This window comes from Streptomyces subrutilus, assembly GCF_001746425.1.
GTDB classification, from domain to species: Bacteria; Actinomycetota; Actinomycetes; order Streptomycetales; family Streptomycetaceae; genus Streptomyces; species Streptomyces subrutilus_A.
On sequence record NZ_MEHK01000001.1, the window covers coordinates 4767418 to 4792385 of the forward strand.

Annotated in this window: 21 protein-coding genes and 1 pseudogene; 18 read left to right on the plus strand and 4 right to left on the minus strand. The window is 70.6% G+C overall.

Annotation, left to right across the window (positions count from 1 at the left end):
- Positions 1-90 precede the first annotated feature (90 nt).
- The 16 genes and pseudogenes from typA to BGK67_RS39000 all read left to right on the plus strand — a co-directional run bounded on the left by typA (position 91) and on the right by BGK67_RS39000 (position 19337).
- Positions 91-1995, plus strand: coding sequence for a translational GTPase TypA (gene typA / locus BGK67_RS22600; protein ID WP_069921786.1), 1905 nt, complete (start codon positions 91-93; stop codon positions 1993-1995).
- Positions 1996-2617: 622 nt separating this feature from the next.
- On the plus strand, positions 2618-4237 hold the full coding sequence (locus BGK67_RS22605) for a peptide ABC transporter substrate-binding protein (protein WP_069921787.1): 1620 nt from the start codon (positions 2618-2620) through the stop codon (positions 4235-4237).
- 96 nt (positions 4238-4333) lie between these two features.
- On the plus strand, positions 4334-5272 hold the full coding sequence (locus BGK67_RS22610) for an ABC transporter permease (protein ID WP_069921788.1): 939 nt from the start codon (positions 4334-4336) through the stop codon (positions 5270-5272).
- Positions 5265-6230, plus strand: a complete 966-nt coding sequence (locus tag BGK67_RS22615) for an ABC transporter permease (protein WP_079154325.1) — start codon at positions 5265-5267, stop codon at positions 6228-6230. Before BGK67_RS22610 ends, BGK67_RS22615 begins: the two co-directional genes overlap by 8 nt.
- A 13-nt stretch (positions 6231-6243) precedes the next feature.
- Positions 6244-7302 carry an ABC transporter ATP-binding protein gene (locus BGK67_RS22620; protein WP_069921789.1) on the plus strand — a complete coding sequence of 353 codons (1059 nt, stop codon included), beginning with the start codon at positions 6244-6246 and terminating at the stop codon, positions 7300-7302.
- Complete coding sequence (locus BGK67_RS22625; RefSeq protein WP_069921790.1) at positions 7295-8347, plus strand: ABC transporter ATP-binding protein; 1053 nt, start codon at positions 7295-7297, stop codon at positions 8345-8347. The genes BGK67_RS22620 and BGK67_RS22625 overlap by 8 nt, the downstream gene beginning before the upstream one ends.
- A 198-nt stretch (positions 8348-8545) precedes the next feature.
- Positions 8546-9491, plus strand: a pseudogene (locus BGK67_RS41220) (GNAT family N-acetyltransferase).
- Positions 9492-9598: 107 nt separating this feature from the next.
- Positions 9599-11227 (plus strand): peptide ABC transporter substrate-binding protein, encoded by a 1629-nt coding sequence (locus BGK67_RS22635; RefSeq protein ID WP_069921791.1) that lies wholly within the window; start codon positions 9599-9601, stop codon positions 11225-11227.
- A 30-nt stretch (positions 11228-11257) separates the two neighbouring features.
- On the plus strand, positions 11258-12181 hold the full coding sequence (locus tag BGK67_RS22640) for an ABC transporter permease (RefSeq protein ID WP_069921792.1): 924 nt from the start codon (positions 11258-11260) through the stop codon (positions 12179-12181).
- A complete protein-coding gene (locus tag BGK67_RS22645) occupies positions 12174-13184 on the plus strand; it encodes an ABC transporter permease (protein ID WP_069921793.1) in 1011 nt (336 codons plus the stop codon). The genes BGK67_RS22640 and BGK67_RS22645 overlap by 8 nt, the downstream gene beginning before the upstream one ends.
- A gap of 12 nt (positions 13185-13196) precedes the next feature.
- Positions 13197-14171: an ABC transporter ATP-binding protein gene (locus tag BGK67_RS22650; RefSeq protein WP_069921794.1), complete on the plus strand. Its 975-nt coding sequence runs from the start codon at positions 13197-13199 to the stop codon at positions 14169-14171.
- Positions 14164-15207 carry an ABC transporter ATP-binding protein gene (locus BGK67_RS22655; RefSeq protein WP_069921795.1) on the plus strand — a complete coding sequence of 348 codons (1044 nt, stop codon included), beginning with the start codon at positions 14164-14166 and terminating at the stop codon, positions 15205-15207. Before BGK67_RS22650 ends, BGK67_RS22655 begins: the two co-directional genes overlap by 8 nt.
- 348 nt (positions 15208-15555) lie before the next feature.
- Positions 15556-15750 carry a hypothetical protein gene (locus tag BGK67_RS22660; RefSeq protein ID WP_069921796.1) on the plus strand — a complete coding sequence of 65 codons (195 nt, stop codon included), beginning with the start codon at positions 15556-15558 and terminating at the stop codon, positions 15748-15750.
- A gap of 23 nt (positions 15751-15773) precedes the next feature.
- Positions 15774-16673, plus strand: a complete 900-nt coding sequence (mshB, locus tag BGK67_RS22665; RefSeq protein WP_069921797.1) for an N-acetyl-1-D-myo-inositol-2-amino-2-deoxy-alpha-D-glucopyranoside deacetylase — start codon at positions 15774-15776, stop codon at positions 16671-16673.
- Complete coding sequence (locus BGK67_RS22670; RefSeq protein ID WP_069921798.1) at positions 16670-17053, plus strand: DUF6113 family protein; 384 nt, start codon at positions 16670-16672, stop codon at positions 17051-17053. Before mshB ends, BGK67_RS22670 begins: the two co-directional genes overlap by 4 nt.
- 355 nt (positions 17054-17408) lie before the next feature.
- Positions 17409-19337: a peptidoglycan binding domain-containing protein gene (locus tag BGK67_RS39000; RefSeq protein ID WP_347878428.1), complete on the plus strand. Its 1929-nt coding sequence runs from the start codon at positions 17409-17411 to the stop codon at positions 19335-19337.
- 475 nt (positions 19338-19812) lie between these two features.
- Here BGK67_RS39000 and BGK67_RS22680 read toward each other — a convergent pair whose 3' ends face one another.
- A complete protein-coding gene (locus BGK67_RS22680) occupies positions 19813-20607 on the minus strand; it encodes a transglutaminase-like domain-containing protein (protein WP_069921800.1) in 795 nt (264 codons plus the stop codon).
- Positions 20604-21590 (minus strand): GNAT family N-acetyltransferase, encoded by a 987-nt coding sequence (locus BGK67_RS22685; RefSeq protein ID WP_069921801.1) that lies wholly within the window; start codon positions 21588-21590, stop codon positions 20604-20606. The genes BGK67_RS22680 and BGK67_RS22685 overlap by 4 nt, the downstream gene beginning before the upstream one ends.
- 117 nt (positions 21591-21707) lie before the next feature.
- Here BGK67_RS22685 and fdxA point away from each other — a divergent pair, with 117 nt between their 5' ends.
- Both fdxA and dapC read left to right on the plus strand, forming a co-directional pair.
- Entirely contained in the window at positions 21708-22037 is a 330-nt protein-coding gene (gene fdxA, locus BGK67_RS22690; protein WP_030868357.1) for a ferredoxin, read from the plus strand.
- Positions 22038-22144: 107 nt separating this feature from the next.
- Positions 22145-23239, plus strand: coding sequence for a succinyldiaminopimelate transaminase (dapC, locus tag BGK67_RS22695; RefSeq protein ID WP_069921802.1), 1095 nt, complete (start codon positions 22145-22147; stop codon positions 23237-23239).
- 75 nt (positions 23240-23314) lie between these two features.
- On the opposite strand, the gene BGK67_RS22700 is transcribed toward dapC, so the two are convergent.
- Together BGK67_RS22700 and BGK67_RS22705 are read right to left on the minus strand one after the other, a co-directional pair.
- Positions 23315-23686, minus strand: coding sequence for a hypothetical protein (locus BGK67_RS22700; protein ID WP_069921803.1), 372 nt, complete (start codon positions 23684-23686; stop codon positions 23315-23317).
- Between the two features lie 265 nt (positions 23687-23951).
- Positions 23952-24911 carry a hypothetical protein gene (locus BGK67_RS22705; protein WP_069921804.1) on the minus strand — a complete coding sequence of 320 codons (960 nt, stop codon included), beginning with the start codon at positions 24909-24911 and terminating at the stop codon, positions 23952-23954.
- Positions 24912-24968 lie beyond the last annotated feature (57 nt).

The following is a 24968-nucleotide window of genomic DNA, read 5'->3' on the forward strand; positions in this document are numbered from 1 at the left end:
GGGGTAAGGCCGTGGCAGGTTTTCGCCCGGCCGAGGCGCGCGTGCCAGGCCGTACGCGACGCCATCCACGATCCCGGGAGAAGCGCCGAAGTGCCCACGCGCCACGACATCCGTAACGTCGCCATCGTCGCCCACGTCGACCATGGCAAGACGACCATCGTCGATGCCATGCTCAAGCAGGCCGGTGCCTTCGCCGCCCACCAGCACCTCGACGACCGCATGATGGACTCGAACGACCTGGAGCGTGAGAAGGGCATCACGATCCTCGCCAAGAACACGGCGGTGAAGTATCACCCCAAGGACGGCGGGGCCCCGATCACGATCAACATCATCGACACCCCCGGCCACGCCGACTTCGGTGGCGAGGTCGAGCGCGGTCTGTCGATGGTGGACGCCGTCGTTCTGCTGGTGGACGCCTCCGAGGGTCCGCTGCCCCAGACCCGCTTCGTCCTGCGCAAGGCTCTGCAGGCGAAGATGCCGGTCATCCTCTGCATCAACAAGACCGACCGCCCGGACTCCCGGATCGACGAGGTCGTCAACGAGACGTACGACCTCTTCCTGGACCTGGACGCGGACGAGGACCAGATCGAGTTCCCGATCGTCTACGCCTGCGGCCGTGACGGCGTCGCCTCGCTGACCAAGCCGGAGGACGGCACCGTCCCCGCGGACAGCGACAGCCTGGAGCCGTTCTTCTCCACCATCCTGGAGCACGTCCCCGCCCCGGTCTACGACGAAGAGGCGCCCCTGCAGGCGCACGTCACCAACCTGGACGCCGACAACTTCCTCGGCCGCATCGCGCTGGTCCGCGTCGAGCAGGGCGAGCTGCGCAAGGGCCAGACGGTCGCGTGGATCAAGCGCGACGGCACCATCTCGAACGTCCGCATCACCGAGCTGATGATGACCGAGGCGCTCACCCGCAAGCCGGCCGAGGTGGCGGGCCCGGGTGACATCTGCGCGGTCGCCGGCTTCCCCGAGATCATGATCGGCGAGACCCTGGCCGACCCGGAGAACCCGATCGCCCTCCCGCTGATCTCGGTCGACGAGCCGGCGATCTCCATGACCATCGGGACGAACACCTCCCCGATGGTCGGCCGCGGCGGCACCGGCAAGGGCGCGGACGCCAAGTCCGCGGTCAAGGACCGCAAGGTCACCGCCCGCCAGGTCAAGGACCGTCTGGACCGCGAGCTGATCGGCAACGTCTCGCTCCGCGTCCTCGACACCGAGCGCCCCGACGCCTGGGAGGTCCAGGGCCGCGGTGAGCTCGCGCTCGCCATCCTGGTCGAGCAGATGCGCCGCGAGGGCTTCGAGCTGACCATCGGCAAGCCGCAGGTCGTCACGCAGGAGATCGACGGCAAGGTGCACGAGCCGGTCGAGCGCATGACGATCGACGTCCCCGAGGAGCACATGGGCGCGGTCACGCAGCTCATGGGCGTCCGCAAGGGCCGCATGGACAACATGTCGAACCACGGCTCCGGCTGGGTCCGCATGGAGTTCGTCGTCCCGTCCCGCGGCCTCATCGGCTTCCGTACGGAGTTCCTGACCGGGACCCGCGGTACCGGTATCGCGCACTCCATCCACGAGGGTTACGAGCCGTGGTTCGGACCGCTGGTGACCCGTAACAACGGTTCGCTCGTCGCGGACCGCGCGGGCTCGGTCACGCCGTTCGCGATGATCAACCTGCAGGAGCGCGGTGTCCTGTTCACCGACCCCGGCACCGAGGTGTACGAGGGCATGATCGTCGGCGAGAACTCGCGCTCCGACGACATGGACGTCAACATCACCAAGGAGAAGAAGCTCACCAACATGCGTGCGGCTTCCGCGGACAACACGGAGAACGTGATCCCGCCCCGCAAGCTCTCCCTGGAGCAGTCCCTGGAGTTCTGCCGCGACGACGAGTGCGTCGAGGTGACCCCGGAGGCCGTCCGCATCCGCAAGGTCGTCCTGGACCAGAAGGAGCGCTCGCGCACCGCGTCGCGCGCCAAGTCCGCCAAGTAGGCGTCTGAGCCGCCCGGCGGCTCACCGCCCGGCCCCCGCACGGAACTTCCGTGCGGGGGCCGGGGCTTTTTCGCGCCGTGCCGAATCTGGGGCGCAGACCGCCCGGTTCGCGGCCGGTGCGGCGCGCGCCGCGTCGTAGGTGGACGTGAGGGCGGGCCCTGCTCTCGCAAAGCATCCGCAACGGCGAGTCACAGCGGATACGGTCTACGAGGTGCTCGATGCCGGGCGCGCCGGGGAAGTGCGCGCCCTGACGGGCCGTTGACTCGGCGCGCGCCGTTCCCGTTTGTCAAGCGGATTTATGGGTTCAGGTGTCCGCATACCGACCGTGACACTCCGGAAGGTGAGCTAACCGTCCGTTTCGCACGTGTCTGTCTCCTATCCGTTTGTCCGGATTTCGGGTTTTGGGTATGGGGTGATGTTGTGAAAACGAGACCACTTAAGTGTGGTTTACGGTCTAGGTGTCCCCGAGGATGGCTCCATTGAGCTCGGGTCAATGGGTCACGCGCTGTGGGGAGCGCCGACTCACGAGCACACACGATGGGGCCGGAATTCGCTGTCAGGGGTGTCAGCGGGTGCCGGGCCCTTCACGTATCGACAGTGACTCCTGAGGAGGCAATTACCCATGCGCGGAGCAACGAGCGCCAAGTGGGTCGCGGGTGCCGTCATCGTGGCGATGGCTGCCACGGCTTGCAGCACCAGCAAGGACGAGGCCGGCAGCAAGGCCGGTGGAAACATCACCGTGGTCCTCGGCGAGCCGCAGCACGGCCTGATCGGCCAGAACACCGCCGAGTCCGAAGGCGCTGAGGTTCTCAACGCGCTCTTCGTCGGTCTGGTCGAGTACGACAACAAGACCAACGAGCCGAAGCTCGCGGTCGCCGAGTCCATCGAGACCACGGACTCGAAGGTCTGGACCGTCAAGCTGAAGGACGGCTACACCTTCCACAACGGTGAGAAGGTCGACGCTCAGTCGTTCGTCCGCGCCTGGAACTGGGGCGCCAACCAGGACAACGCGGCCGAGGGCCTGCCGTTCTTCGACAAGATCGAGGGCTCCGAGGAGCTGGCGCCGGGCAAGGACAAGAAGCCCACCGCCACCGAGCTCAAGGGCCTGAAGGTCGTCGACGAGAAGACCTTCACCGTCACGCTGAAGGCTCCGTTCTCCCAGTTCAAGACCATGCTGGGCTACAACGCCTTCTACCCGCTGCCGAAGGCCTTCGAAGCCGACCCGAAGAAGTTCGGCGAGGCCCCGATCGGCAACGGCGCCTTCCAGATGGACGGCGCCTGGGAGCACAACAAGCAGATCAAGATCAAGCGCTACGACAAGTTCGGTGGCGAGAAGGCGAAGCTCGAGGGCGTCACCTTCAAGATCTACGACAACCTGGACACGGCGTACAACGACCTGCGCGCCGACACCATCCAGATCGTCGACAAGCTCCCGATCTCGGCGATGGCCACCGTCTCCCAGGAGTTCGGCGACCGCTACCTGTACAAGCCCGAGTCGGGCGTCGGCTACGTCGGCCTCCCGCTGAAGACCAACCCCGAGGCGTTCGGCAAGGTCGAGATCCGCAAGGCGATCTCGATGGCCATCGACCGGGACGCCATCACGAAGACCATCTTCAACGGCACCCGCAAGCCGGCCGACGACTTCATCAGCCCCATCGTCCCGGGCTACCGCAAGGGCGCCCTGGGTGAGGTCGGTACGTACAACCCGACCAAGGCCAAGGAGCTCTTCACCCAGGCCGGCGGCATCCCCGGCAACAAGATCGAGCTCGGCTACAACGCCGACGGCGGCCACAAGGAGTGGATCGAGGCCGTCGCCAACCAGCTGAAGGCGAACCTCGGCCTCGAGGTCACCGCCAAGCCGTTCGCCAAGTTCGGCGACATGCTGACCGACCTCGGCGACCAGAAGTACAAGGGCGCGTTCCGTATGGCGTGGTCCATGGACTACCCGGCGGCCGAGAACTACCTCCGCCCGATCTTCTCGAAGATCGCGATCGACCACGGCTCCAACTACGGTGCGTACGAGAGCGCCGAGTTCGAGGCGCTGATGGACCAGGCCGACAAGACCGCCAACGAGGCGGAGGCCCTCAAGCTGTACCAGCAGGCCGATGACGTGATCATCAAGGACCTGCCGTACATCCCGGTCTTCACCTACATGTCTTCCTCGGCCTACTCCAAGTCCGTGAAGAACGTTGAGATCGACGCCCAGGGCCGCATGGACCTGGCCAAGGTCGAGCTCAACTAACACCCTTCTTCACACCAAGGGGACAACGGGGGCGGACAGGCGGAATCAGGTTTCCGTCTGTCTGCCCCTTCCCCCTGCTCTTCTGCTGGAGGTCTGATGGGCCGCTACCTCATCCGCCGACTCATACAGGCGATCCCTGTACTGTTCGGTGCCACATTCCTGATCTACGCGCTGACTCTCGGGCTGGGCGACCCCGTCCAGGCACTCGCCGGTGAGAAGAAGGCCGACCCGCTCGTCGCGGCGATGCTGCGCCAGAAGTACCACCTCGACGACCCGTTCCTGCTCCAGTACTGGAACTACATCACCAATGTGTTCCAGGGGAACTTCGGCGAGACGCTGAACGGGCGCCAGGTCCTCGACCTCATCACCGAGGCGTTCCCGTACACGATCAACCTGGCGATCGTCGCGTTCGTCATCGAGGCCGTGTTCGGCGTGCTCGCCGGCATCATGGCAGCCCTGCGCCGAGGCAGGTTCCTCGACCAGCTGGTGCTGCTGTCGACGCTGTTCCTCATCTCGATCCCGGTGTTCGTGACCGGCTTCATGCTCCAGCTCATCCTCGGAGTGGAAGCGAAGGCCCTCGGCATCGACTTCTTCCCGGTCTCCTTCAACGAGGCCGACGGGTTCAAGGCGTACATCCTCCCCGGCTACATCCTGGCCTCGACCTCTCTGGCGTACGTGGCCCGGCTGACGCGCACCAGCATGATGGAGACCATGCGCGCGGACTACGTCCGCACCGCGACGGCCAAGGGTCTGCCCCGCCGCCGGGTCGTGGTCAACCACGCGCTGCGCAACGCCCTCATCCCGATCGTCACGTTCCTCGGCGCCGACCTCGGCGCTCTGATGGGTGGCGCGGTCATCACCGAGAACATCTTCAACATCAACGGCATCGGCGGCCTGATCGCCCAGGCCATCCGCCTCGACCAGGGCACCGTGCTCGTCGGCGTGGTCACGCTCCTCGTCCTCGTGTACCTCATCGCCAACCTGATCGTGGACCTGCTCTACGCCGTGCTCGACCCGAGGATCCGCTATGCGTGACACAACTTCGGTGGAGGACTCGATGACCGACACCCAGACCGCCGGGGCCCCCGCGGCCGGCGCCACCGTCGACAAGGGTGGCAAGAACGCGGACAAGAAGCCGGAACGCGTCGCGAGCCTGTGGTCCGACGCCGTCCACGACCTGCGCCGCAACCCGGTGTTCCTGATCGGCGCGTTCCTGGTCTTCTGTCTGCTGGTGCTGGCCGTCGTACCGCAGTGGTTCACCTCCGGCAGCCCGTACGAGGCCACCGCCTGCACGCTGCAGGACTCCCTCAAGCGCCCGAGCGCCGAGCACTGGTTCGGCTTCGACATCCAGGGCTGCGACATCTACACGCGTACCATCTGGGCCACGCGCAACTCGGTGATCGTCGGCATCCTCACGACCACGGTCGTGCTGCTCGTCGGCGGGGCCCTCGGTCTGATGGCGGGCTGGCTCGGCGGATTCTGGGACAGCATCCTGTCCCGCGTCACCGAGATCTTCTTCGCGATCCCGCTGCTCCTCGGCGGCATGCTCATCATGTCGGGCCTCGAGGGCAACGCCTGGACCGTCTCGCTCGTCATGGCGACGCTCGGCTGGCCGCAGATCTTCCGCATCATGCGGTCCTCGGTCCTGCAGAACAAGAACAACGACTACGTGATGGCCGCCCGCGCCCTCGGCGCCGGCACCCTGCGCATCACGATGCGGCACATCCTGCCGAACGCCATCGCCCCGGTCATCGTGGTCGGCGCGATCAGCCTCGGCGTGTACATCGGTGCGGAGGCCGCCCTGTCCTACCTGGGCATCGGCGTCCAGCCCCCCGAGATCTCCTGGGGTCTCATGGTGAGCGACGCGAAGGACCGCTTCCTCCAAGCACCCCACGTGCTCCTCTTCCCGGCCGCCGCGCTGAGCATCACCGTGCTCGCGTTCATCATGGTCGGCGACGCGGTGCGCGACGCCCTCGACCCGAAGCTGCGCTGAGGAAGGGCGTACGTTGACCATCATCGACAAGACCTCGAACGTCCCCGCGCCCCGTTCGGCGCCGGAGGGCACCACCCCGCTCCTCGAAGTGCGCGACCTGCACGTCGAGTTCCACACCCGCGACGGTGTCGCCAAGGCGGTCAACGGAGTCTCGTACTCCGTGAACGCCGGCGAGACCCTCGCCGTCCTCGGCGAGTCCGGCTCCGGCAAGTCCGTGACGGCGCAGGCCATCATGGGCATCCTCGACATGCCCCCCGGCAAGATCCCGTCCGGCGAGATCCTGTTCCAGGGCACCGACCTGCTGAAGCTCCCGTCCGAGGAGTTCCGCAAGGTCCGCGGCCAGAAGATCGCGATGATCTTCCAGGACGCGCTGTCCTCGCTGAACCCGGTGCACACCGTCGGCGCCCAGCTCGGCGAGATGTTCCGCGTCCACCGCGGCATGTCCAAGAAGGACGCCACGGCCAAGGCCATCGAGCTCATGGACCGGGTGAAGATCCCCGCCGCCAGGGCGCGCGTGGGCGACTACCCGCACCAGTTCTCCGGCGGTATGCGCCAGCGCATCATGATCGCCATGGCGATGGCCCTGGAGCCCGACCTGATCATCGCCGACGAGCCCACCACGGCTCTCGACGTGACGGTCCAGGCCCAGGTGATGGACCTGCTCGCGGAGCTCCAGCGCGAGATGAACATGGGCCTGATCCTGATCACCCACGACCTCGGCGTCGTCGCCGACGTCGCGGACAAGATCGCCGTCATGTACGGCGGCCGGATCGTCGAGAACGCCCCGGTGCACGAGATCTACAAGAACCCGGCGCACCCGTATACCCGCGGCCTGCTGGACTCGATCCCGCGCCTGGACCAGAAGGGCCAGGAGCTCTACGCGATCAAGGGCCTGCCGCCCAACCTGCTCAACATCCCCTCGGGCTGCGCCTTCAACCCGCGCTGCCCCAAGGCGCAGGACATCTGCCGCACCGACGTGCCGGTCCTGCACCAGGTGACCGCGCAGGACGGCACCGCGCTGTCCGGCCGCACCAGCGCGTGCCACTTCTGGAAGGAGCAGATCCATGGCTGAGCTCACCAAGAACGCCACCGAGCGCGAGCCGATCCTCCAGGTCCGCAACCTGGTCAAGCACTTCCCGCTGACCCAGGGCATCCTGTTCAAGAAGCAGGTCGGCGCGGTCAAGGCGGTCGACGGGATCTCCTTCGACCTGTACCAGGGCGAGACCCTCGGTATCGTGGGCGAGTCCGGCTGTGGCAAGTCCACCGTCGCCAAGCTCCTGATGAGCCTGGAGACCGCCACCTCCGGCGAGGTCTTCTACAAGGGCCAGGACATCACCAAGCTGACGGGCAAGGCCCTCAAGGCCGTGCGCCGCAACATCCAGATGGTGTTCCAGGACCCGTACACCTCGCTGAACCCGCGCATGACGGTCGGCGACATCATCGGGGAGCCTTACGAGATCCACCCCGAGGTGGCTCCCAAGGGCGACCGGCGCCGCAAGGTCCAGGAGCTCCTGGACGTCGTGGGCCTGAACCCGGAGTACATCAACCGCTACCCGCACCAGTTCTCCGGCGGCCAGCGCCAGCGCATCGGCATCGCCCGCGGCCTCGCGCTCAACCCGGAGATCATCATCTGCGACGAGCCGGTCTCCGCGCTCGACGTGTCGGTGCAGGCGCAGGTCATCAACCTGATGGAGAAGCTCCAGGACGAGTTCAACCTGTCCTACGTCTTCATCGCGCACGACCTGTCGATCGTCCGGCACATCTCGGACCGCGTGGGCGTCATGTACCTCGGCAAGATGGCCGAGATCGGCACGGACACGCAGATCTACGACCACCCGACGCACCCCTACACCCAGGCGCTGCTGTCGGCGGTCCCCGTGCCGGACCCCGAGGTCCGGGACAACCGCGAGCGCATCATCCTCACCGGCGACGTCCCGTCCCCGGCCAACCCGCCGTCGGGCTGCCGCTTCCGCACCCGCTGCTGGAAGGCCCAGGACAAGTGCGCCACCGAGGAGCCGCTGCTGGCGATCCCGGAGCGCTTCAAGGGCCAGACCGGCTTCGCCGCGCACGAGTCGGCGTGCCACTTCGCGGAGGAGAAGGCCGTTCTGGCCGTCTGACCCGCACCGTGCACGACCGAACGGCCGGCCCCCGGCGCCACTCATCGGCGCCGGGGGCCCGGCCGTTCCGGCTCCCCGGGCGGGTGCGGGGGGCGCATCCCGCGCGGGGGGATCCCGCACCGGAAAGCCCACCGGGCGGAAGTCCCGCGCCGGGAAAGCCGGTTGCGGCCGCCGCCCGGGCGGGCCGACAGTGGGGCGATGACCGCCATGCTGACCGTCCGGCCCGCCGGGCCCGGGGACGCGTCCGACATCTGCGCCCTGCTCAACGCCGTCGACATGATCGAGATCGGCCGCCCGGAGACCGACCTCGGCACCGTCGAGGCCGACCTGAACCACCCCGACGTCGACCTGGCCCACGACTCCTGGCTCGCCTTCCAGGAGGGCCGGCTCGTCGCCTACGCCCTCGTCTGGGCGGACTCCGGGCCGGGCCGGATCGACGGGGACCACTACGTCCTGCCCGCCCACCCCGAGGCCGCGCTGCGGCTGCTCGGGCTCATGGAGGCCCGGGCCCGCGAACTGTCCGCCGGGGCCGGGGAGGGCCGGCTGAGGATCCAGCTCAACATCAAACCCACCCTCGACCTCTCCCTGCTCACCGGCCGCGGCTACCGCACCGTACGCCGCTACCAGGTCATGACCCGCGCCGTGGACCCGGCCACCGACCTTCCCCCCCCCCCCCCCCCCGCCCGCCGGGCTCACCCTGCGCGACTGCGCCGGCGACGAGACCGACCGCCGCCGCGCCCACGCCCTGGTCGAGGAGACCTTCGCGGCCCACTTCGGCCATGTGGAGCGCGCGTACGAACCCTGGCTGGACCACCTGGACGCACGCGGGCTCGACTGGTCCCTGGTGTGGATCGCCTCCCTGCCCGGCGAGGGCGACGTGGCCGTCCTGCTCACCCGGGACGACCGCACGAGCATGGGCTGGCTGAGCCACATCGGCGTACGCGAGACCCTGCGCGGCCGCGGCATCGGCGGCCACCTGCTCCGCCACGGCTTCGCGGCCTACGCGGCGCGCGGCCGGGACACCGTGGGCCTCGGCGTGGACGTCCACAACGAGACCGGCGCGCTCGCGCTCTACGAGGCGCACGGCATGGGCCTGCACTACGCGGTCGACACCTGGGAGCTGCCTTTGCACTCGCAGGGGTGACAGGCGGCGGACGCGCGGGTGCAATCGGGCCAACCGGGAGTGTGCGGGACCCCTCATAGGGTGACATAGGGCCCTAAGCGAGTCTTGGGATCCCTAGGAGGCACTCCATGCGCGGAGCCACCCACGCCAAGTGGGCCGCATGTGCGATGGCCGTCGCCCTCGCGGCGACGGCCTGCGGCGGCGGAAGCGGCGGCGGCGGAGGCGGTGGCGAGGGGATCGTCAGCTCCTCCTGGGGTGACCCGCAGAACCCGCTGGAGCCCGCCAACACCAACGAGGTGCAGGGCGGCAAGGTACTCGACATGCTGTTCCGGGGCCTGAAGCGCTACGACCCGAAGACCGGTGAGGCCTTGGACTTCCTCGCCGAGAAGATCGAGACCACCGACAGCCAGAACTTCACGATCACGCTGAAGGACGGCTGGAAGTTCAGCAACGACGAGCCCGTCACCGCCCAGTCCTTCGTGGACGCCTGGAACTACGCGGCGGACGTGCGCAACAAGCAGAACAACTCGCCGTTCTTCTCGGACATCGTCGGCTACGAGGACCTGCACCCGGCCTCCGGCGAGCCCAAGGCCAAGACGATGAAGGGCCTCGTCGTCAAGGACCCCAAGACCTTCACCGTCGCCCTGAAGGAGAAGTTCTCCACCTGGCCCGAGACCCTCGGCTACCAGGCCTTCTCCCCGCTGCCCAAGGCCTTCTTCACCGACCACGCCGGCTGGCTCGCCAAACCGGTCGGCAACGGCCCCTACACGGTGGACTCGTACACCAAGGGCACCGGCATGAAGCTGCGCAAGTGGGAGGGCTACCCGGGCGCCGACAAGGCGCAGAACGGCGGCGTCGACCTCAAGGTGTACACGGACAACAATACCGCCTACACCGACCTGATCTCCGGCAACCTCGACCTCGTCGACGACGTCCCTGCGCAGCAGCTGAAGAACGTCGCGAACGACCTGGGCGACCGCTACATCAACCAGCCCGCCCTGATCATCCAGACCCTCACCTTCCCGCTGTACGACCCCCAGTGGAGCAAGGAGGGCATGGAGAAGGTCCGCCGCGGCATCTCCATGGCGATCAACCGGGACGAGATCACCAGGCAGATCTTCCGGGACACCCGCACCCCCGCCAAGGACTGGACCTCCCCGGCCCTCGGCGACAAGGGCGGCTTCAAGTCCACCGCCTGCGGCGACGCCTGCACCTTCGACCCCGCCGAGGCCAAGAAGCTCATCCAGGAGGGCGGCGGACTGCCCGGCGGCAAGGTCACGCTGACCTCCAACGTCGACACCGGCTCGCACCGCGACTGGATGGACGCCGTCTGCAACAGCATCAACAACGCGCTGGGCGAGGGACCCGTCTGCACGGTCAACCCCATCGGCACCTTCGCCGACTTCCGCAACCAGCAGAGCAGCTTCAAGCTGACCGGCCCCTTCCGCTCCGGCTGGCAGGCCGACTACCCGCTGATCCAGAACTTCCTGGAGCCGCTGTACTACACCGGCGCCTCCTCCAACTACGGCAAGTTCAGCAACCCCGAGTTCGACAAGCTCGTCGACCTGGCCAACCAGGAGAGCGACGCCGCCAAGGCGACCACCACCTTCCAGGACGCCCAGAAGATCCTCGCCGAGCAGATGCCCTCCATCCCGCTCTGGTACCAGAACGGCAGCGCCGGGCACTCCGAGCGGATCACCGACGTGGCGCTCAACCAGTTCAGCGTGCCGGTCTACGACCAGATCAAGGTCAGCTGACCGACCGACGGATCGATCCTGGAGCAGTCCATGGGACGTTACGTGATCCGGCGGCTGCTCCAGATGATCCCCGTGTTCATCGGCAGCACGTTCCTGATCTTCTTCATGGTGTACGCGCTCGGTGACCCGGTCGCGGCCCTCTTCGGCGACAAGGCGCCCGACCCCGCCACCGCCGCGCGCATCCGCAAGGACCTCTACCTCGACCGCCCGCTGTGGGAGCAGTACCTCCACTACATGGGCCAGATCTTCCAGGGCGACTTCGGCACGGCCTTCAACGGCCAGAAGGTCACCGAGCTCATGGCGACGGCCTTCCCCGTCACCCTGCGCCTGACCGTCGTCGCGATCCTCATCGAGATCGTCGTCGGCATCACCCTCGGGGTGGTCAGCGGACTGCGCCGCGGCAAGTCCATCGACACCTCCGTCCTCGTGATGACCCTCGTCGTCATCTCGGTGCCCACCTTCGTGACGGGCTACCTGCTCCAGTACCTCTTCGGCGTCGAATGGGGCTGGGTCCGGCCCACCGTCTCCCCCGACGCCCCCTTCGGCGAGCTGATCCTGCCCGGCATCGTGCTCGCCCTCGTCTCGCTCGCCTACGTGACCCGGCTCTCGCGCACCTCCATCGCCGAGAACGTCAAGGCCGACTACGTCCGCACCGCCGTCGCCAAGGGGCTGCCGCGCCGCCGGGTCATCACCCGCCACCTGCTGCGCAACTCCCTGATCCCGGTGGTCACCTTCATCGGCACCGACATCGGCGCGCTCATGGGCGGTGCCATCGTCACCGAGCGGATCTTCAACATCCACGGCGTCGGCTACCAGCTCTACCAGGGCATCCTGCGCAACAACGCGCCCACCGTGGTCGGCTTCGTGACCATCCTCGTCATCGTCTTCCTGCTGGCGAACCTGCTCGTCGACCTGCTCTACGCGGTCCTGGACCCGAGGATCCGTTATGCCTGAGCCCGAGCGCCCCGACGCCTACGACCCCGTCGGCCCTCTCCCGCGCGAAGCGATGTCCCCCACCGGCCAAGGCGGAGCCATGGACCTGGCCCTGGAGGAGGGGGAGAGCCTCGAGAAGACCCTCGGCCCCGCACCCGGCGGAGCCGGACCCTCCGAGAAGGCCCGCTCGCTGTGGTCCGACGCCTGGCACCAGCTGCGCCGCAACCCCGTCTTCATCGTCTCCGCCCTGCTGATCCTCTTCCTCGTCGTCATCGCGATCTGGCCCCAGCTCATCGCGGGCGGCGACCCCCTCCAGTGCGACCTGTCCAAGTCCCAGCAGGGCTCCTCCCCGGGGCACCCCTTCGGCTACGACACCCAGGGCTGCGACGTGTACACCCGTACCGTCTACGGCGCCCGCGCCTCCATCACCGTCGGCGTGTGCGCCACCCTCGGCGCCGCCCTGCTCGGCTCCGCGCTCGGCGGGCTCGCCGGCTTCTTCGGCGGCTGGTGGGACGCGCTGCTCTCCCGGGTCGCGGACATCTTCTTCGGCATCCCGGTGATCCTCGGCGGCCTGGTCTTCCTGTCCGTCGTCACCAGCACCACCGTCTGGCCCGTGGTCGGCTTCATCGTGCTGCTCGGCTGGCCGCAGCTCGCCCGCATCGCCCGCGGCTCGGTGATCACCGCCAAACAGAACGACTACGTCCAGGCCGCCCGCGCGCTCGGCGCGGGCAACGGCCGGATGCTGCTGCGACACGTGGCGCCCAACGCCGTCGCGCCCGTCATCGTCGTCGCCACCATCGCGCTCGGCACCTACATCGCCCTGGAAGCCACCCTGTCCTTCCTCGGCGTCGGCCTGCGCCCGCCCACCGTCTCCTGGGGCATCGACATCTCCAACGCGGCCTCGCAGATCCGCAACGCCCCGCACATGCTGCTCTGGCCGGCGGGCGCGCTCAGCCTGACCGTGCTCGCCTTCATCATGCTCGGCGACGCGGTGCGCGACGCCCTCGACCCCAAGCTGCGCTGAGGAGCCCCGCACATGCTGCTCGAAGTCCGCGACCTGCACGTGGAATTCAAGACGCGCGACGGAGTCGCGAAGGCGGTCAACGGCGTCGACTACTCGGTGGACGAGGGCGAGACGCTCGCCGTGCTCGGCGAGTCGGGCTCCGGCAAGTCGGTGACCGCGCAGGCCGTCATGGGGATCCTGGACGTGCCGCCGGGCCGGATCGCGGGCGGCGAGATCCTCTTCAAGGGCCAGGACCTGCTGAAGATGAAGGAGGAGCACCGCCGGAAGGTCCGCGGCGCCGAGATGGCGATGATCTTCCAGGACGCCCTGTCCTCCCTGAACCCCGTCCTCAGCGTCGGCGCGCAGCTCGGCGAGATGTACGAGGTGCACCGCGGGATGTCCCGCAAGGACGCCAAGGGCAAGGCCGTCGAGCTGATGGACCGGGTGAAGATCCCGGCGGCCAAGCAGCGCGTGGGGGACTACCCCCACCAGTTCTCCGGCGGCATGCGCCAGCGCATCATGATCGCGATGGCGCTGGCGCTGGAGCCCTCGCTGATCATCGCCGACGAGCCGACCACCGCCCTGGACGTCACCGTCCAGGCCCAGGTGATGGACCTGCTGGCCGAGCTCCAGCGCGAGCTCAACATGGGCCTCATCCTGATCACCCACGACCTGGGCGTGGTCGCCGACGTCGCCGACAAGATCGCCGTCATGTACGCGGGCCGGATCGTCGAAGCCGCCCCGGTCCACGAGATCTACCGGGCGCCGGCCCACCCCTATACGAGGGGCCTGTTGGACTCGATCCCGCGCCTGGACCAGAAGGGCCAGGAGCTGTACGCGATCAAGGGCCTGCCGCCGAACCTGCTGGCCATCCCGCCCGGTTGCGCCTTCAACCCGCGCTGCCCGATGGCGCAGGCCGTCTGCCGGGCCGAGGTCCCTCCGCTGGCGCGGGTCGCCGAGGACCGGACCAGCGCCTGCTTCTTCTGGAAGGAGTGCCTCCATGCCTGAGTCCCTTCTGGAAGTGAAGGACCTGGTCAAGCACTACCCGCTGACCCAGGGCGTCGTCTTCCGCCGGCAGGTCGGCGCGGTCAAGGCCGTCGACGGGGTCTCCTTCGGGCTGCGCGCGGGCGAGACGCTCGGCATCGTCGGCGAGTCCGGCTGCGGGAAGTCCACGGTGGCCAAGATGCTGGTCAACCTGGAGCGGCCGACCGCCGGCGCGATCTCGTACAAGGGCGAGGACATCACCAAGCTGTCGGGCAAGGCCCTCAAGGCGGTGCGCCGCAACATCCAGATGGTGTTCCAGGACCCGTACACCTCGCTGAACCCGCGCATGACGGTCGGCGACATCATCGGGGAGCCCTACGAGATCCACCCCGAGGTCGCTCCGAAGGGCGACCGGCGCCGCAAGGTCCAGGAGCTCCTGGACGTGGTCGGCCTGAACCCGGAGTACATCAACCGCTATCCCCACCAGTTCTCCGGCGGCCAGCGCCAGCGCATCGGCATCGCCCGCGGGCTCGCCCTGCGGCCCGAGATCATCGTCGCCGACGAGCCGGTCTCCGCGCTCGACGTGTCGGTCCAGGCGCAGGTGATCAACCTGCTGGAGCGCCTGCAGGACGAGTTCGACCTGTCCTACGTGTTCATCGCGCACGACCTGTCGATCGTCCGGCACATCTCCGACCGCGTCGGCGTCATGTACCTGGGCCGGATCGTGGAGATCGGCACCGACACCCAGATCTACGACCACCCGACCCACCCGTACACCCAGGCCCTGCTGTCCGCGGTCCCGGTCCCCGCCCCGGAGGCCCGCGCCCGCCGCGAGCGCATCATCCTCTCCGGCGACGTGCCGTCCCCGGCCAACCCGCCGTCGGGCTGCCGCTTTCGCACCCGCTGCTGGAAGGCGCGGGAGAAGTGCGCCGCCGAGGTGCCGCTGCTGGCGGTGCCCGAGGTCTTCCCGTCGGGCCCGGCGGCGCATCCGTCGGCCTGTCACTTCGCGGCCGAGAAGCACGTGGTCCCCACACCCCCGCCGGCCGGAGCGGGCGCGTAGCCGCGATCATTTCCAGCCACCCGCGACTGGCCGGTCGGGAGGAGGGGCGCCGAACGTCCAACGCCGTTTACACGCAGGCAACTTGACCGTTTCTGCGCCGAGATCCGGGGCGTGCAGGCTGAACGGCGTGCGGCCGTGCGGGTGCCGACAGCCGGCCGGAGGGGCGTACGGTCCCTCCGGCCGGCCTTCCGTGTGCCCCGGCCCGTGCGCGCCATGCGCCCCTCGTGCTGCCGGAATTCGATCGATGCGCTGGTACGGATAGTTATGATCCGTAGCGCACGGTGGGTATGACTCCCGCCGAGCACTGATACGCGAACCGATGTCCGCTCGACGTGGAGGTGAAACGCCGTGGCACTCTCGATCTCGGCCGTGGTGCTGCTGGCGATCGTCGTATTCCTGCTGGTCCGAAAGTCGGGCCTGAAGGCGGGACACGCGGTGGTCTGTGTGCTGCTCGGCTTCTACCTGGCGAGTTCCACCATCGCCCCGACCCTCAACCAACTCACTTCGAACGTGGCCAGCATGATCAGTGGCCTCAAGTTCTGAGCCCTGCCTCGTAGGCTAGGCCCATGAACGGTCTTCCCGCCCGTCGTCTGCTCCTCGTGCACGCGCACCCGGACGACGAGTCGATCAACAACGGCGTCACCATGGCCAAGTACGCGGCCCAGGGTGCCCACGTCACCCTGGTGACCTGCACCCTCGGCGAGGAGGGGGAGGTCATCCCGCCCGGCCTCGCCCACCTGGCGGCCGACCGCGACGACAGCCTCGGCACCCACCGGGTCGGCGAGCTCGCCGCCGCCATGGCGGAACTGGGCGTCACCGACCACCGGTTCCTCGGCGGGGCCGGCCGCTACCGGGACTCCGGGATGATGGGAGCCCCGCAGAACCGCCGCCCGGAGGCCTTCTGGTCGGCCGACGTGGACGAGGCCGCCGCGTTCCTCGTGGAGGTGATCCGCGAGGTGCGGCCGCAGGTGCTGGTCACCTACGACCCGCACGGCGGCTACGGGCACCCCGACCACATCCAGGCCCACCGCGTCGCCATGCGCGCCGCCGAACTGGCCGCCGAGACCGCCTACCGGCGGGACCTGGGCGAACCGCACGCGATCGGGAAGATCTACTGGAACCGCGTGCCCCGCTCGGTGGTCGAGGAGGGCTTCGCCAAGCTGCGGGCGGCCGTCGGTATCGAGGCGCCCTTCCCGGGGATGGCCTCGCCCGAGGACGTGCCCGGGGTCGTGCCCGACGAGACGATCACCGCCGAGATCGAGGCCCCCGAGGAGCTCGTGGCGGCGAAGGCGGCGGCCATGCGGGCCCACGCCACCCAGATCGCCGTGGACGGGCCCTTCTTCGCCCTCTCCAACGACCTGGCGCAGCCCCTGTTCGCCTGCGAGTACTACGAACTCGTCGCGGGCCGGCCGGGCGCACCGGCGGGCGAGCGCGAGCGCGACCTGTTCGCGGGGGTGGCGGCATGACCGGAACGCCGACCCCGGTGCGGATCGCCGGCTGCCTGGGCCTGCTGGTGCTGGGCGCCCTGACCGGCCTCGCCGGCTGGCTGGTGGTGGACCTGTGGTTCCCCGGCGGCCTGTTGCTCGCGCTGGCGGCCGCCTTCGGGCTCTTCCTCGGCGGCCGGATCGCGCTCGGCACCGGACTCGGGGTGGGCGGGGCCGCGGCCGGCTGGTTCCTGGCGTACGTGATGCTCGGTGTTCCGCGCCCCGAGGGGGACTTCCTGCTCAGTTCGTCCGGAATCAGCACGTACGTCTACCTTTTGGGCGGAACCGTCTTCGCTGTGATGTGCGCCACGATGCGCGTTCCGCCGGACGGGCCGGTTTCGGCCGCCCGGCCTGCCAAGTGACGTGGTGTCGGACTCTTTAGAGGTCGCCGCTCCATGGCGCGCGCCGGGTCTCGCGGGCGGCTTCAAGGGGGGTTGGCGGGCGCTATGAGGAACCCCTGATTCCTGCGGGTCAGTTGCGCGCGGGCGGCGGCCAGTATGGTGGACGGGCCGCCGAGCTGCCCGCGCACGGTATGACGGGCGGCGGAGCCAACCGGGAGAACCTGCCTTGAGTCGTGAAACCGACAGTTCGTCCTCCGGGCCCACAGGGCGCGGTGGAGCCGCCTACCCCTCGGGTACACCGCCGTATGGAACCGGCCAGTATCCGTCCACGGCTGTGCCTGGGCCTGGCGCGGCGACTGCCCCGGAGGAGAACCCTGTGACCTCGAAGCCGTCCACGCCCGACTCGGACGGGCCCAAGACCGAGACCACCCTGACGACCCGGATCCGGATCAACATCCCGGGTTCGCGGCCGATTCCGCCGGTGGTCGTCCGCAAGGCGATGGGGCCCGCCGCCGACGCCGACGCCGATGGCGCGCCGGCGGGGGCTCAGGCGCCCGAGCCTCCGGCGCCCGGCCGGGCGGCCGAGCCGCCGCTCCCGCAGCGGCCGCAGCCCGTGCCGACCCGGATCGAGGCCGAGCGGGAGCCCGCACGCGCCCCCCAGCAGGGCCCGGCCGCGCCGGCCGAGGAGTCCGCCAGCAACTGGTTCGCTCCGCGCAAGTCGCCCAACCCGGCGCCCGCGCCTGCTCCGGCGCCCGGCCCGGCGCCCGGCGTGCCGGGCGGCCCCCTCGCGGGCCGTGCGCCGGCCCCGGCCCCTGGTCCGCATCAGGCCCCGCACCCGGCTCCGGGACCGCACCCGGCTGCGGGACCGCGTCCCGCTCCGGCGCCTGCCCCCGGGCCCGGGCAGGGCGTCGCCCCGCCGCCCCCGGCCGGGCCGGGCGCCGGCTACCCGCCGCCCGTGCACACCCAGGCCGGGCCCGCACCCGACGCGGGCTTCGCGCCGCCGCGCACCCCGCCCCCGCCGGTCGGGGACTACGGCCCGCTCCCGGCCGGCCCCGGCGTGGACTCGACCCAGGGCTTCCCCGCGTACGGCGCCGGCCAGGGGAACACCGGCCCGGTCACCCAGGCGTTCCCCGCCTACGGCAGCCAGGGCGACGAGTTCCCCGCCGGCCCCACCGCGGGCCCCGGCTTCGGCAGCGGCCCCGTCGGCGGGCCCGCGGCCGAAGGGGCTCCGCGCTGGCCCGGTCCCGAGATGGACGCGACGCCGGCTCCGGCCCCGACCCCCGTCCCGGCCCCCGCGCCCGCCGCCCCGCGCCCGGCGCCGCAGCCGAAGTCCCAGGCGCCCGCCAAGGCCGCGAAGCCCGCCAAGAAGGGCCGCTCGAAGGCGGTCCTGCTCGGCGGCGGCCTCGTGGCCCTGCTCGGCGTGGCCTACGGAGCGGGGCTGCTGCTCAACCACTCCGACGTCCCCAAGGGCACCACCGTCCTCGGCGTCGACATCAGCGGCAGCCGCGACGAGGCCGTGAACAAGCTCCAGACGGCCTTCGGCACCCGGGCCGCCGCCCCGCTCCAGCTGAGCGTCGGCGGCAAGCAGGTCGAGCTGAAGCCCGAGAAGGCCGGCCTGACCCTGGACAGCCAGACCACCGTCCGCAACGCCGCCGGCAGCGACTACAACCCGATCACGGTCATCGGCTCCCTCCTCGGCAACGAGCGCAAGGCCGACGCCGTGATGCCCGTCGACGAGGAGAAGCTCCAGGTCGCGCTCCAGGAGCTCGCGGGCACCGCCGGCACGGCGACCGAGGGCACCATCAGGTTCGACACCGGCAAGGCGGTGGCCGTCCCCGGCACCCCCGGCTCCACCCTCGACGTGGACGCCTCCGTCGACCAGGTCACCAAGGCCTTCCGCGACATGGTCGCCACCGGCAACGCGCCCGTGGCCGAACTGCCCGTGACCACCAAGGCGCCGGTCATCGACGAGGCCGAACTGAACCGGGCCATGAAGGAGTTCGCCGAACCGGCGATGTCCGCGAACGCCACGGTCAAGATCGGGTCCAAGTCCATCGCCTTCGGCGCCAAGTCCCTGCCGAAGATCCTCAGCATGCAGCCGGTCGACGGGCACCTCGTCGAAAAGTTCGACCTGGAGGCCCTCAAGGAGACCTACGGGAACACCTTCGACGGCATCACGATCGCCCGCGGCACCGGCGCCAAGACGGCCGTCACCCCGCAGGACGTCGCCGGAGCCCTCGGCAAGGCCCTGCGCGGCAAGACCACGGCCGAACGAACCGTCGTGGTCGACACCAACGCCGGCTAGCCCCCGCCCCACCCGGGCGGGGCCCCGCGCCTCAATCGCCGGCGGGGCTGGTTGTGGGCACATGACGGCTTCAGCAGCCAGATCCACAAGGATCGCGGGGCGGGCTCGGGGTCGGCCCCAGCTGACTTTGCCCTGCGGGCAATGCAGCCGCACCTCGCGGGCTGCGGGGGCAAGATCCAGCCTCGCCGGCGTTTGAGGCGCGGGGTCCGGGGCGGCGCCCCAGGTCTTTGAGCCGCGCCGCCGGCTGAGGTGCGGGGCTGCCCCCCAGCCCTTGGGCCGCGCCCGTGACGGGGTGTGGGGCGGAGCCCCCGGCCCTTGGGCGCCTGCGACCGGGGTGCGGGGCGGGGCTCCGGGGGCCTGGGTCGCGCTCATAGCCCGGGGTGCGGGGCGGGTTCCGGCGGCCTGGGGCGTGCCCGTAGCCCGGGGTGCGGGGCAGAGCCAACGGTGGGGTTGGGCCGTAGGGCGGGGACGGCGGCTAGTTCAGCAGGGCGCGGGCCGCGGCCGCCTCGCCGCGGACGCGGGCCGCCGCGTCGGCATCCACCGCCGCCACGACCTCGGCATACGCGTCCAGCTCGACCGCCCCGTCCCGGAACGCCCCCCGTTCCACCAGCAGCCGCGCCCGCTCGTACCGCAGCGACGCGGGGTGCGACGGCAGCAGCAGCGACAGGTCCAGCGCCCACAGCGCCACGCCCGACTGCTCCGGCCGGGTCGAGGCCCACGCCCGGATGTTGTTCAGGATCCGCAGCACGATGTCCAGCGTGCGGGCCGGGGCCCGCGGCCCCTCCGCCAGTTCCGCCGGCCCCGCCCCCAGGGACGCCCCGCCCGCGAACGGGTCGACCACCACGCCCTCCTCCGGGTCCCCGAAGCCCACCACGAAGTGCCCCGGCAGCCCCAGCCCGTACACCGGCGCCCCCGCCCGCCGGGCGACCTCCAGCCAGACCACGGACAGCAGGATCGGCAGCCCCCGCCGACGCCGCAGCACCTCGTGCAGCAGCGAGGACGACAGCCGGTCGTAGTCCGCCGGGGTGCCGTGGAAACCGAGCCGCCCGCCCAGCAGCTCCGTCACCGCCGAAGCCCAGGCCCGCCCGCCCCGCAGCCCGTACGGCAGCATCCCGGCCAGCCGGTCCAGCTCGATCTGCGCCCAGTCCATGGCCCGCTCGTCCAGCTCCGGGTCCGCCTCGGCCGCCAGCAGCAGGCACAACAGCGCCAGGTCCGGCCGCTCCGAGCGCGCCTCCGCGGCGAACTGCTCGCGCCGGTCCGCCGCGGTCACCGCGCCGCCCGGTAGTGGTGGTACGTGTGGTGCGGGGCGAAGCCCATCCCGTCGTAGAGGGCCAGCGCCCCCGGGTTGTCCACCTCCACCTGGAGCCAGGCCGCCGAGGCGCCCTCCTCCAGCGCCCGCCGCGCCAGCGCCGCCATCACCGCGGTCGCCAGGCCCTCCCGCCGGTGCGCGGGATCGACCGTCACCGCGGCGAACCCGGCCCACCGACCGTCCACCACGCACCGCCCGATCGCCCGGCCCTCCGGCAGCGCCGCGAACCACACCGACGGGCCTTCGACCAGCAGCCGCCGGGCCACCTCGGGGTCGCCGACCCTGCCGTAGCGCCCGAGCCACGCCTCGTCCGGAGTACGGGTCAGCCGTACGGCCCCGGCGGCGGGCGCGTCCACGTCCCCGACCGGCGCGAGCGCCCCGATCCGCACCTGCGCCGACACCTCGGCCGCCCAGCCGCGCCGCTCCAGCTCGGCGATCAGCAGCTCCTGGGTGCCGACGGCCCCGGTCGCGGCCTGCACGTAGGCGGGGAGCCCTCGTTCCGCGTACCAGGAGGTCACCCGCGCGAGTGCATCGTCCAGCGGTATCCCGGGATCGCCGAGCGGCAGCACCGAGTTGGCCCGCCGGGTGAAGCCGGCGGCCGCCCGCAGCGTCCACTCGCCGAGCGGCTCGCTCTCCAACGGCTGCCAGGACCGTCCGGCGACCCTCGAAAGCTCCTCGAAAGAGGCCGCGGGACCCCTCCGGCGGGCCGGCGCGGGAGGCACGATCTTGCCCGCCACCAGCGAGGATTCCGCGATGCGGACGGACTTTCCGTTCTTTTGTGTGATCAGCAGCACACCCTCGTTCCAGGATGTGAGAACCCCTACCGCGTCCGCGTACGCGGGGGCTCCGCTCGACCCGTACTCCACCCGTCGTACAGAGACTCGTTTACCCACGTCAGCCGGGGTGATACGGACCTCCAACAGCCCACCGGCAGTGATTTCCACAGCTCTGTCCGCCCCTCCTGTTCGGATCGTGCCCGGGAACGGAGATACTAGGTGCGGGCATCGACGACGCCGCGCTCCCGCGCGATATGGAAAGCCCTACCGAGGAGGAACGAGAGCGTGACCTACGTCATCGCGGAGCCTTGTGTCGACGTCAAGGACAAGGCATGCATCGAAGAGTGCCCCGTCGACTGCATCTACGAGGGCCAGCGGTCCTTGTACATCCACCCGGACGAGTGCGTCGACTGTGGTGCGTGTGAGCCGGTCTGCCCGGTCGAGGCGATCTTCTACGAGGACGACACTCCGGAGGAGTGGAAGGACTACTACAAGGCGAACGTCGAGTTCTTCGACGAGCTCGGTTCGCCCGGTGGCGCCTCGAAGCTGGGCCTGATCGAGCGCGACCACCCCTTCATCGCGGCGCTTCCCGCCGACATCAACCCTTCTCACTGAGGGTTCCCGGCACAAGCGCCACTCGGTCCCGTACGGCCTGCCCGCCGCACGGGACCGAGGTGTTTCCCGACCTTCGAGTCCAGCACCGAGAGAGAGCAGAGAGCACCGTGGCCGCAGTATCCGACCGTCTTCCCGCCTTCCCCTGGGACAAGCTGGAGCCGTACAAGAAGACGGCGGCGGCCCACGCGGACGGCATCGTCGACCTGTCGGTCGGCACGCCCGTCGACCCGGTGCCCGAGCTGATCCAGCGCGCCCTGGTCGGCGCCGCGGACTCCCCGGGCTACCCGACGGTCTGGGGCACCCCCGCCCTGCGCGACGCGATCACCGGCTGGCTGCGCGGCCGCCTCGGGGCGAGCGCCGCCGAGCACCGCAACGTGCTGCCCGTGGTCGGCTCCAAGGAGCTGGTGGCCTGGCTGCCGACCCAGCTGGGCCTCGGCGCGGGCGACAAGGTGGCCTACCCCCGGCTCGCCTACCCGACGTACGAGGTCGGCGCGCGGCTGTGCGGCGCCGAGGCCGTGGTCTACGACGACCCGACCGCGCTCGACCCGGCCGGCGTGAAGCTGCTGTGGCTCAACTCCCCGTCCAACCCCACCGGGAAGGTCATCCCGAAGGAGGACCTGATCCGGATCGTGGCCTGGGCGCGCGAGCACGGCATCCTGGTCTTCAGCGACGAGTGCTACCTGGAGCTCGGCTGGGAGGCCGAGCCCGTCTCCGTGCTCCACGACGACGTGTGCGGCGGTTCGTACGAGGGCCTGGTCGCCGTCCACTCGCTCTCCAAGCGCTCCAACCTGGCCGGCTACCGGGCCGCCTTCATCGCCGGTGACGCGGACGTGCTCGGCGAGCTGCTGGAGATCCGCAAGCACGGCGGCATGATGACCCCCGCCCCGGTGCAGGCGGCCACGGTCGCGGCGCTCGGCGACGACGGCCACGTCGAGGAGCAGCGCGCCCGCTACGCGGCCCGCCGCACGGCGCTGCGGGCGGCGCTGGAGGCGCACGGCTTCCGGGTCGAGCACAGCGAGGCGAGCCTGTACCTGTGGGTGACCCGGGACGAGCCCTGCTGGGACACCGTGGGCCACCTCGCCGACCTGGGCATCCTGGTCGCGCCGGGCGATTTCTACGGGGAGGCGGGCGCGCGGTTCGTGCGCGTGGCCTTCACCGCCACCGACGAGCGCGTCGAGGCCGCGGTCAAGCGCCTGGGCTGATCCGCCGCCGGACAGCCCGAAGGGGCCGGGAGTTCGTGCTCCCGGCCCCTTCGGGGTTCCTGCCGTGGGTCAGGGTCAGCCCAGGGGCAGCTGGGGCAGGCCGCCCGTGAGGCCGCCCGGCAGGCCGCCGGGGAGACCGCCCGGCAGCTCGGCCGGCAGCTCGGCCGGCAGACCGCCCGGCAGCTCACCGGCCGCCGGCAGCTGCTGGGCGGTGGGCAGGCCGCCGAGCAGGCCGCCCGCGGCTTCGGTCACGCCGGCGGCGGGGGCGGCCGCCGGGAGGGCCTCGACGGCGGTGCTCGCCGTGTCCGTGGCCGCCGCCGTCGTCGCGGCCGCGGCGTCGGGGGCGTCCGCGGCGCTGGCCGCGCCGGCCGCACCGACCACGGGTGCTGCCCCGGCTGCGAGGAGCAGCGCGGCGCGGGCGATCCGACGGGTCAGGGGGAGGGACATGATGCTCCTAAGCGGTAGCGGCTGAGTACGCCGTGTACAACCGCTCGTGGGGCGGGTGGAGTTGCGGGGCCGACAGGTAAAAGATCGGTAACGCATCGTTTAATCGGCTTCCGCGACAAACGCATTGGATACGCGCCCACCAGGCCTTCTGTCGCTCTGCGGCCCCGCGTCCACCGCCCCGGCCGCCCCCGTACGAGTGACGGGCCGAACGCACGGCCGGGTCCCGCCGGAGCGCGATCCGGCGGGACGGCTCGGCGGGCCCGGCTCAGCGGGCGACGAAGATCCGGACCTCGTCGCCGAGGGTGCTGTGCGGATCGCCGTCCCCGGACTTGCCGGAACCGCCCTTGTCCTGCCACACGCCCCGGGCCTTCCCGCCGGTCCACCCGCCGCCCCGGTACGAGACCCGGGCGATGCCGAGCTCGTGGGACCGGGCCACCGCCCAGTGGGCCATCGCCCGGCCGCGGCGCTCCTCGGCCGCACCGCCGCCCTGCTTCAGCCGCAGCGTGATCTCGGGCTCGGCGACCCCGCCGGCGTCCGCCCGGCCCGCCTCGCCGCCGCCCGGGGCGCCCCCGCCGCCGGCCAGCGCCTCCTTGCCGAACGCCCGTACCAGCTCCGCCTTCACCTTCTCCGGATCACCCTTCAGCGGAGCCGGGCCGGAGCAGGACAGCACTCCGTTCGCGCCGAAGGCCGCCGTCAGGACCGTCGCGTCCGTCTCGTGCTTCGCGTACGCCTGCGGGTAGCCGCTGCGCTGCACCTTCTGCGCCGCCACCGTCAGCGGCAGCCGCGAGTACCCCGGCACGTCGACGAGGTGGTCGTAGAAGATGGCGGCCGAGTACACGGGGTCCGTGATCTGCTCCGGCGTGCCCCAACCCATCGAGGGCCGCTGCTGGAACAGGCCCAGCGAGTCCCGGTCGCCGTGGTCCAGATTGCGCAGGGCCGACTCCTGCATGGCGGTCGCCAACGCGATGGTCACCGCCCGGTCCGGCAGCCCCTTGGAGATGCCGACGGCGGCTATCGTCGCCGCGTTCGCCGCCTGCTCGGGCGTCATCTCGTACTTCTGCCCGCCGCCCGCGGCCGCGGTGGCCGTGCAGTACGGGGCGCCGGCGCCGCCGTTGGAGTACCGCTGGACGGCGAAATAGCCGATCACCGCGAACAGGACGAGCAGACCTACGGCCACACGGAGCGGCCTGCGGCGACGGGGGCGTGGATCACGGGTTTCGGACACGCGGCCCACCGTACTTGAGGCATATGACGTGTCCACCGGCCGGACGACGAGGTGGCC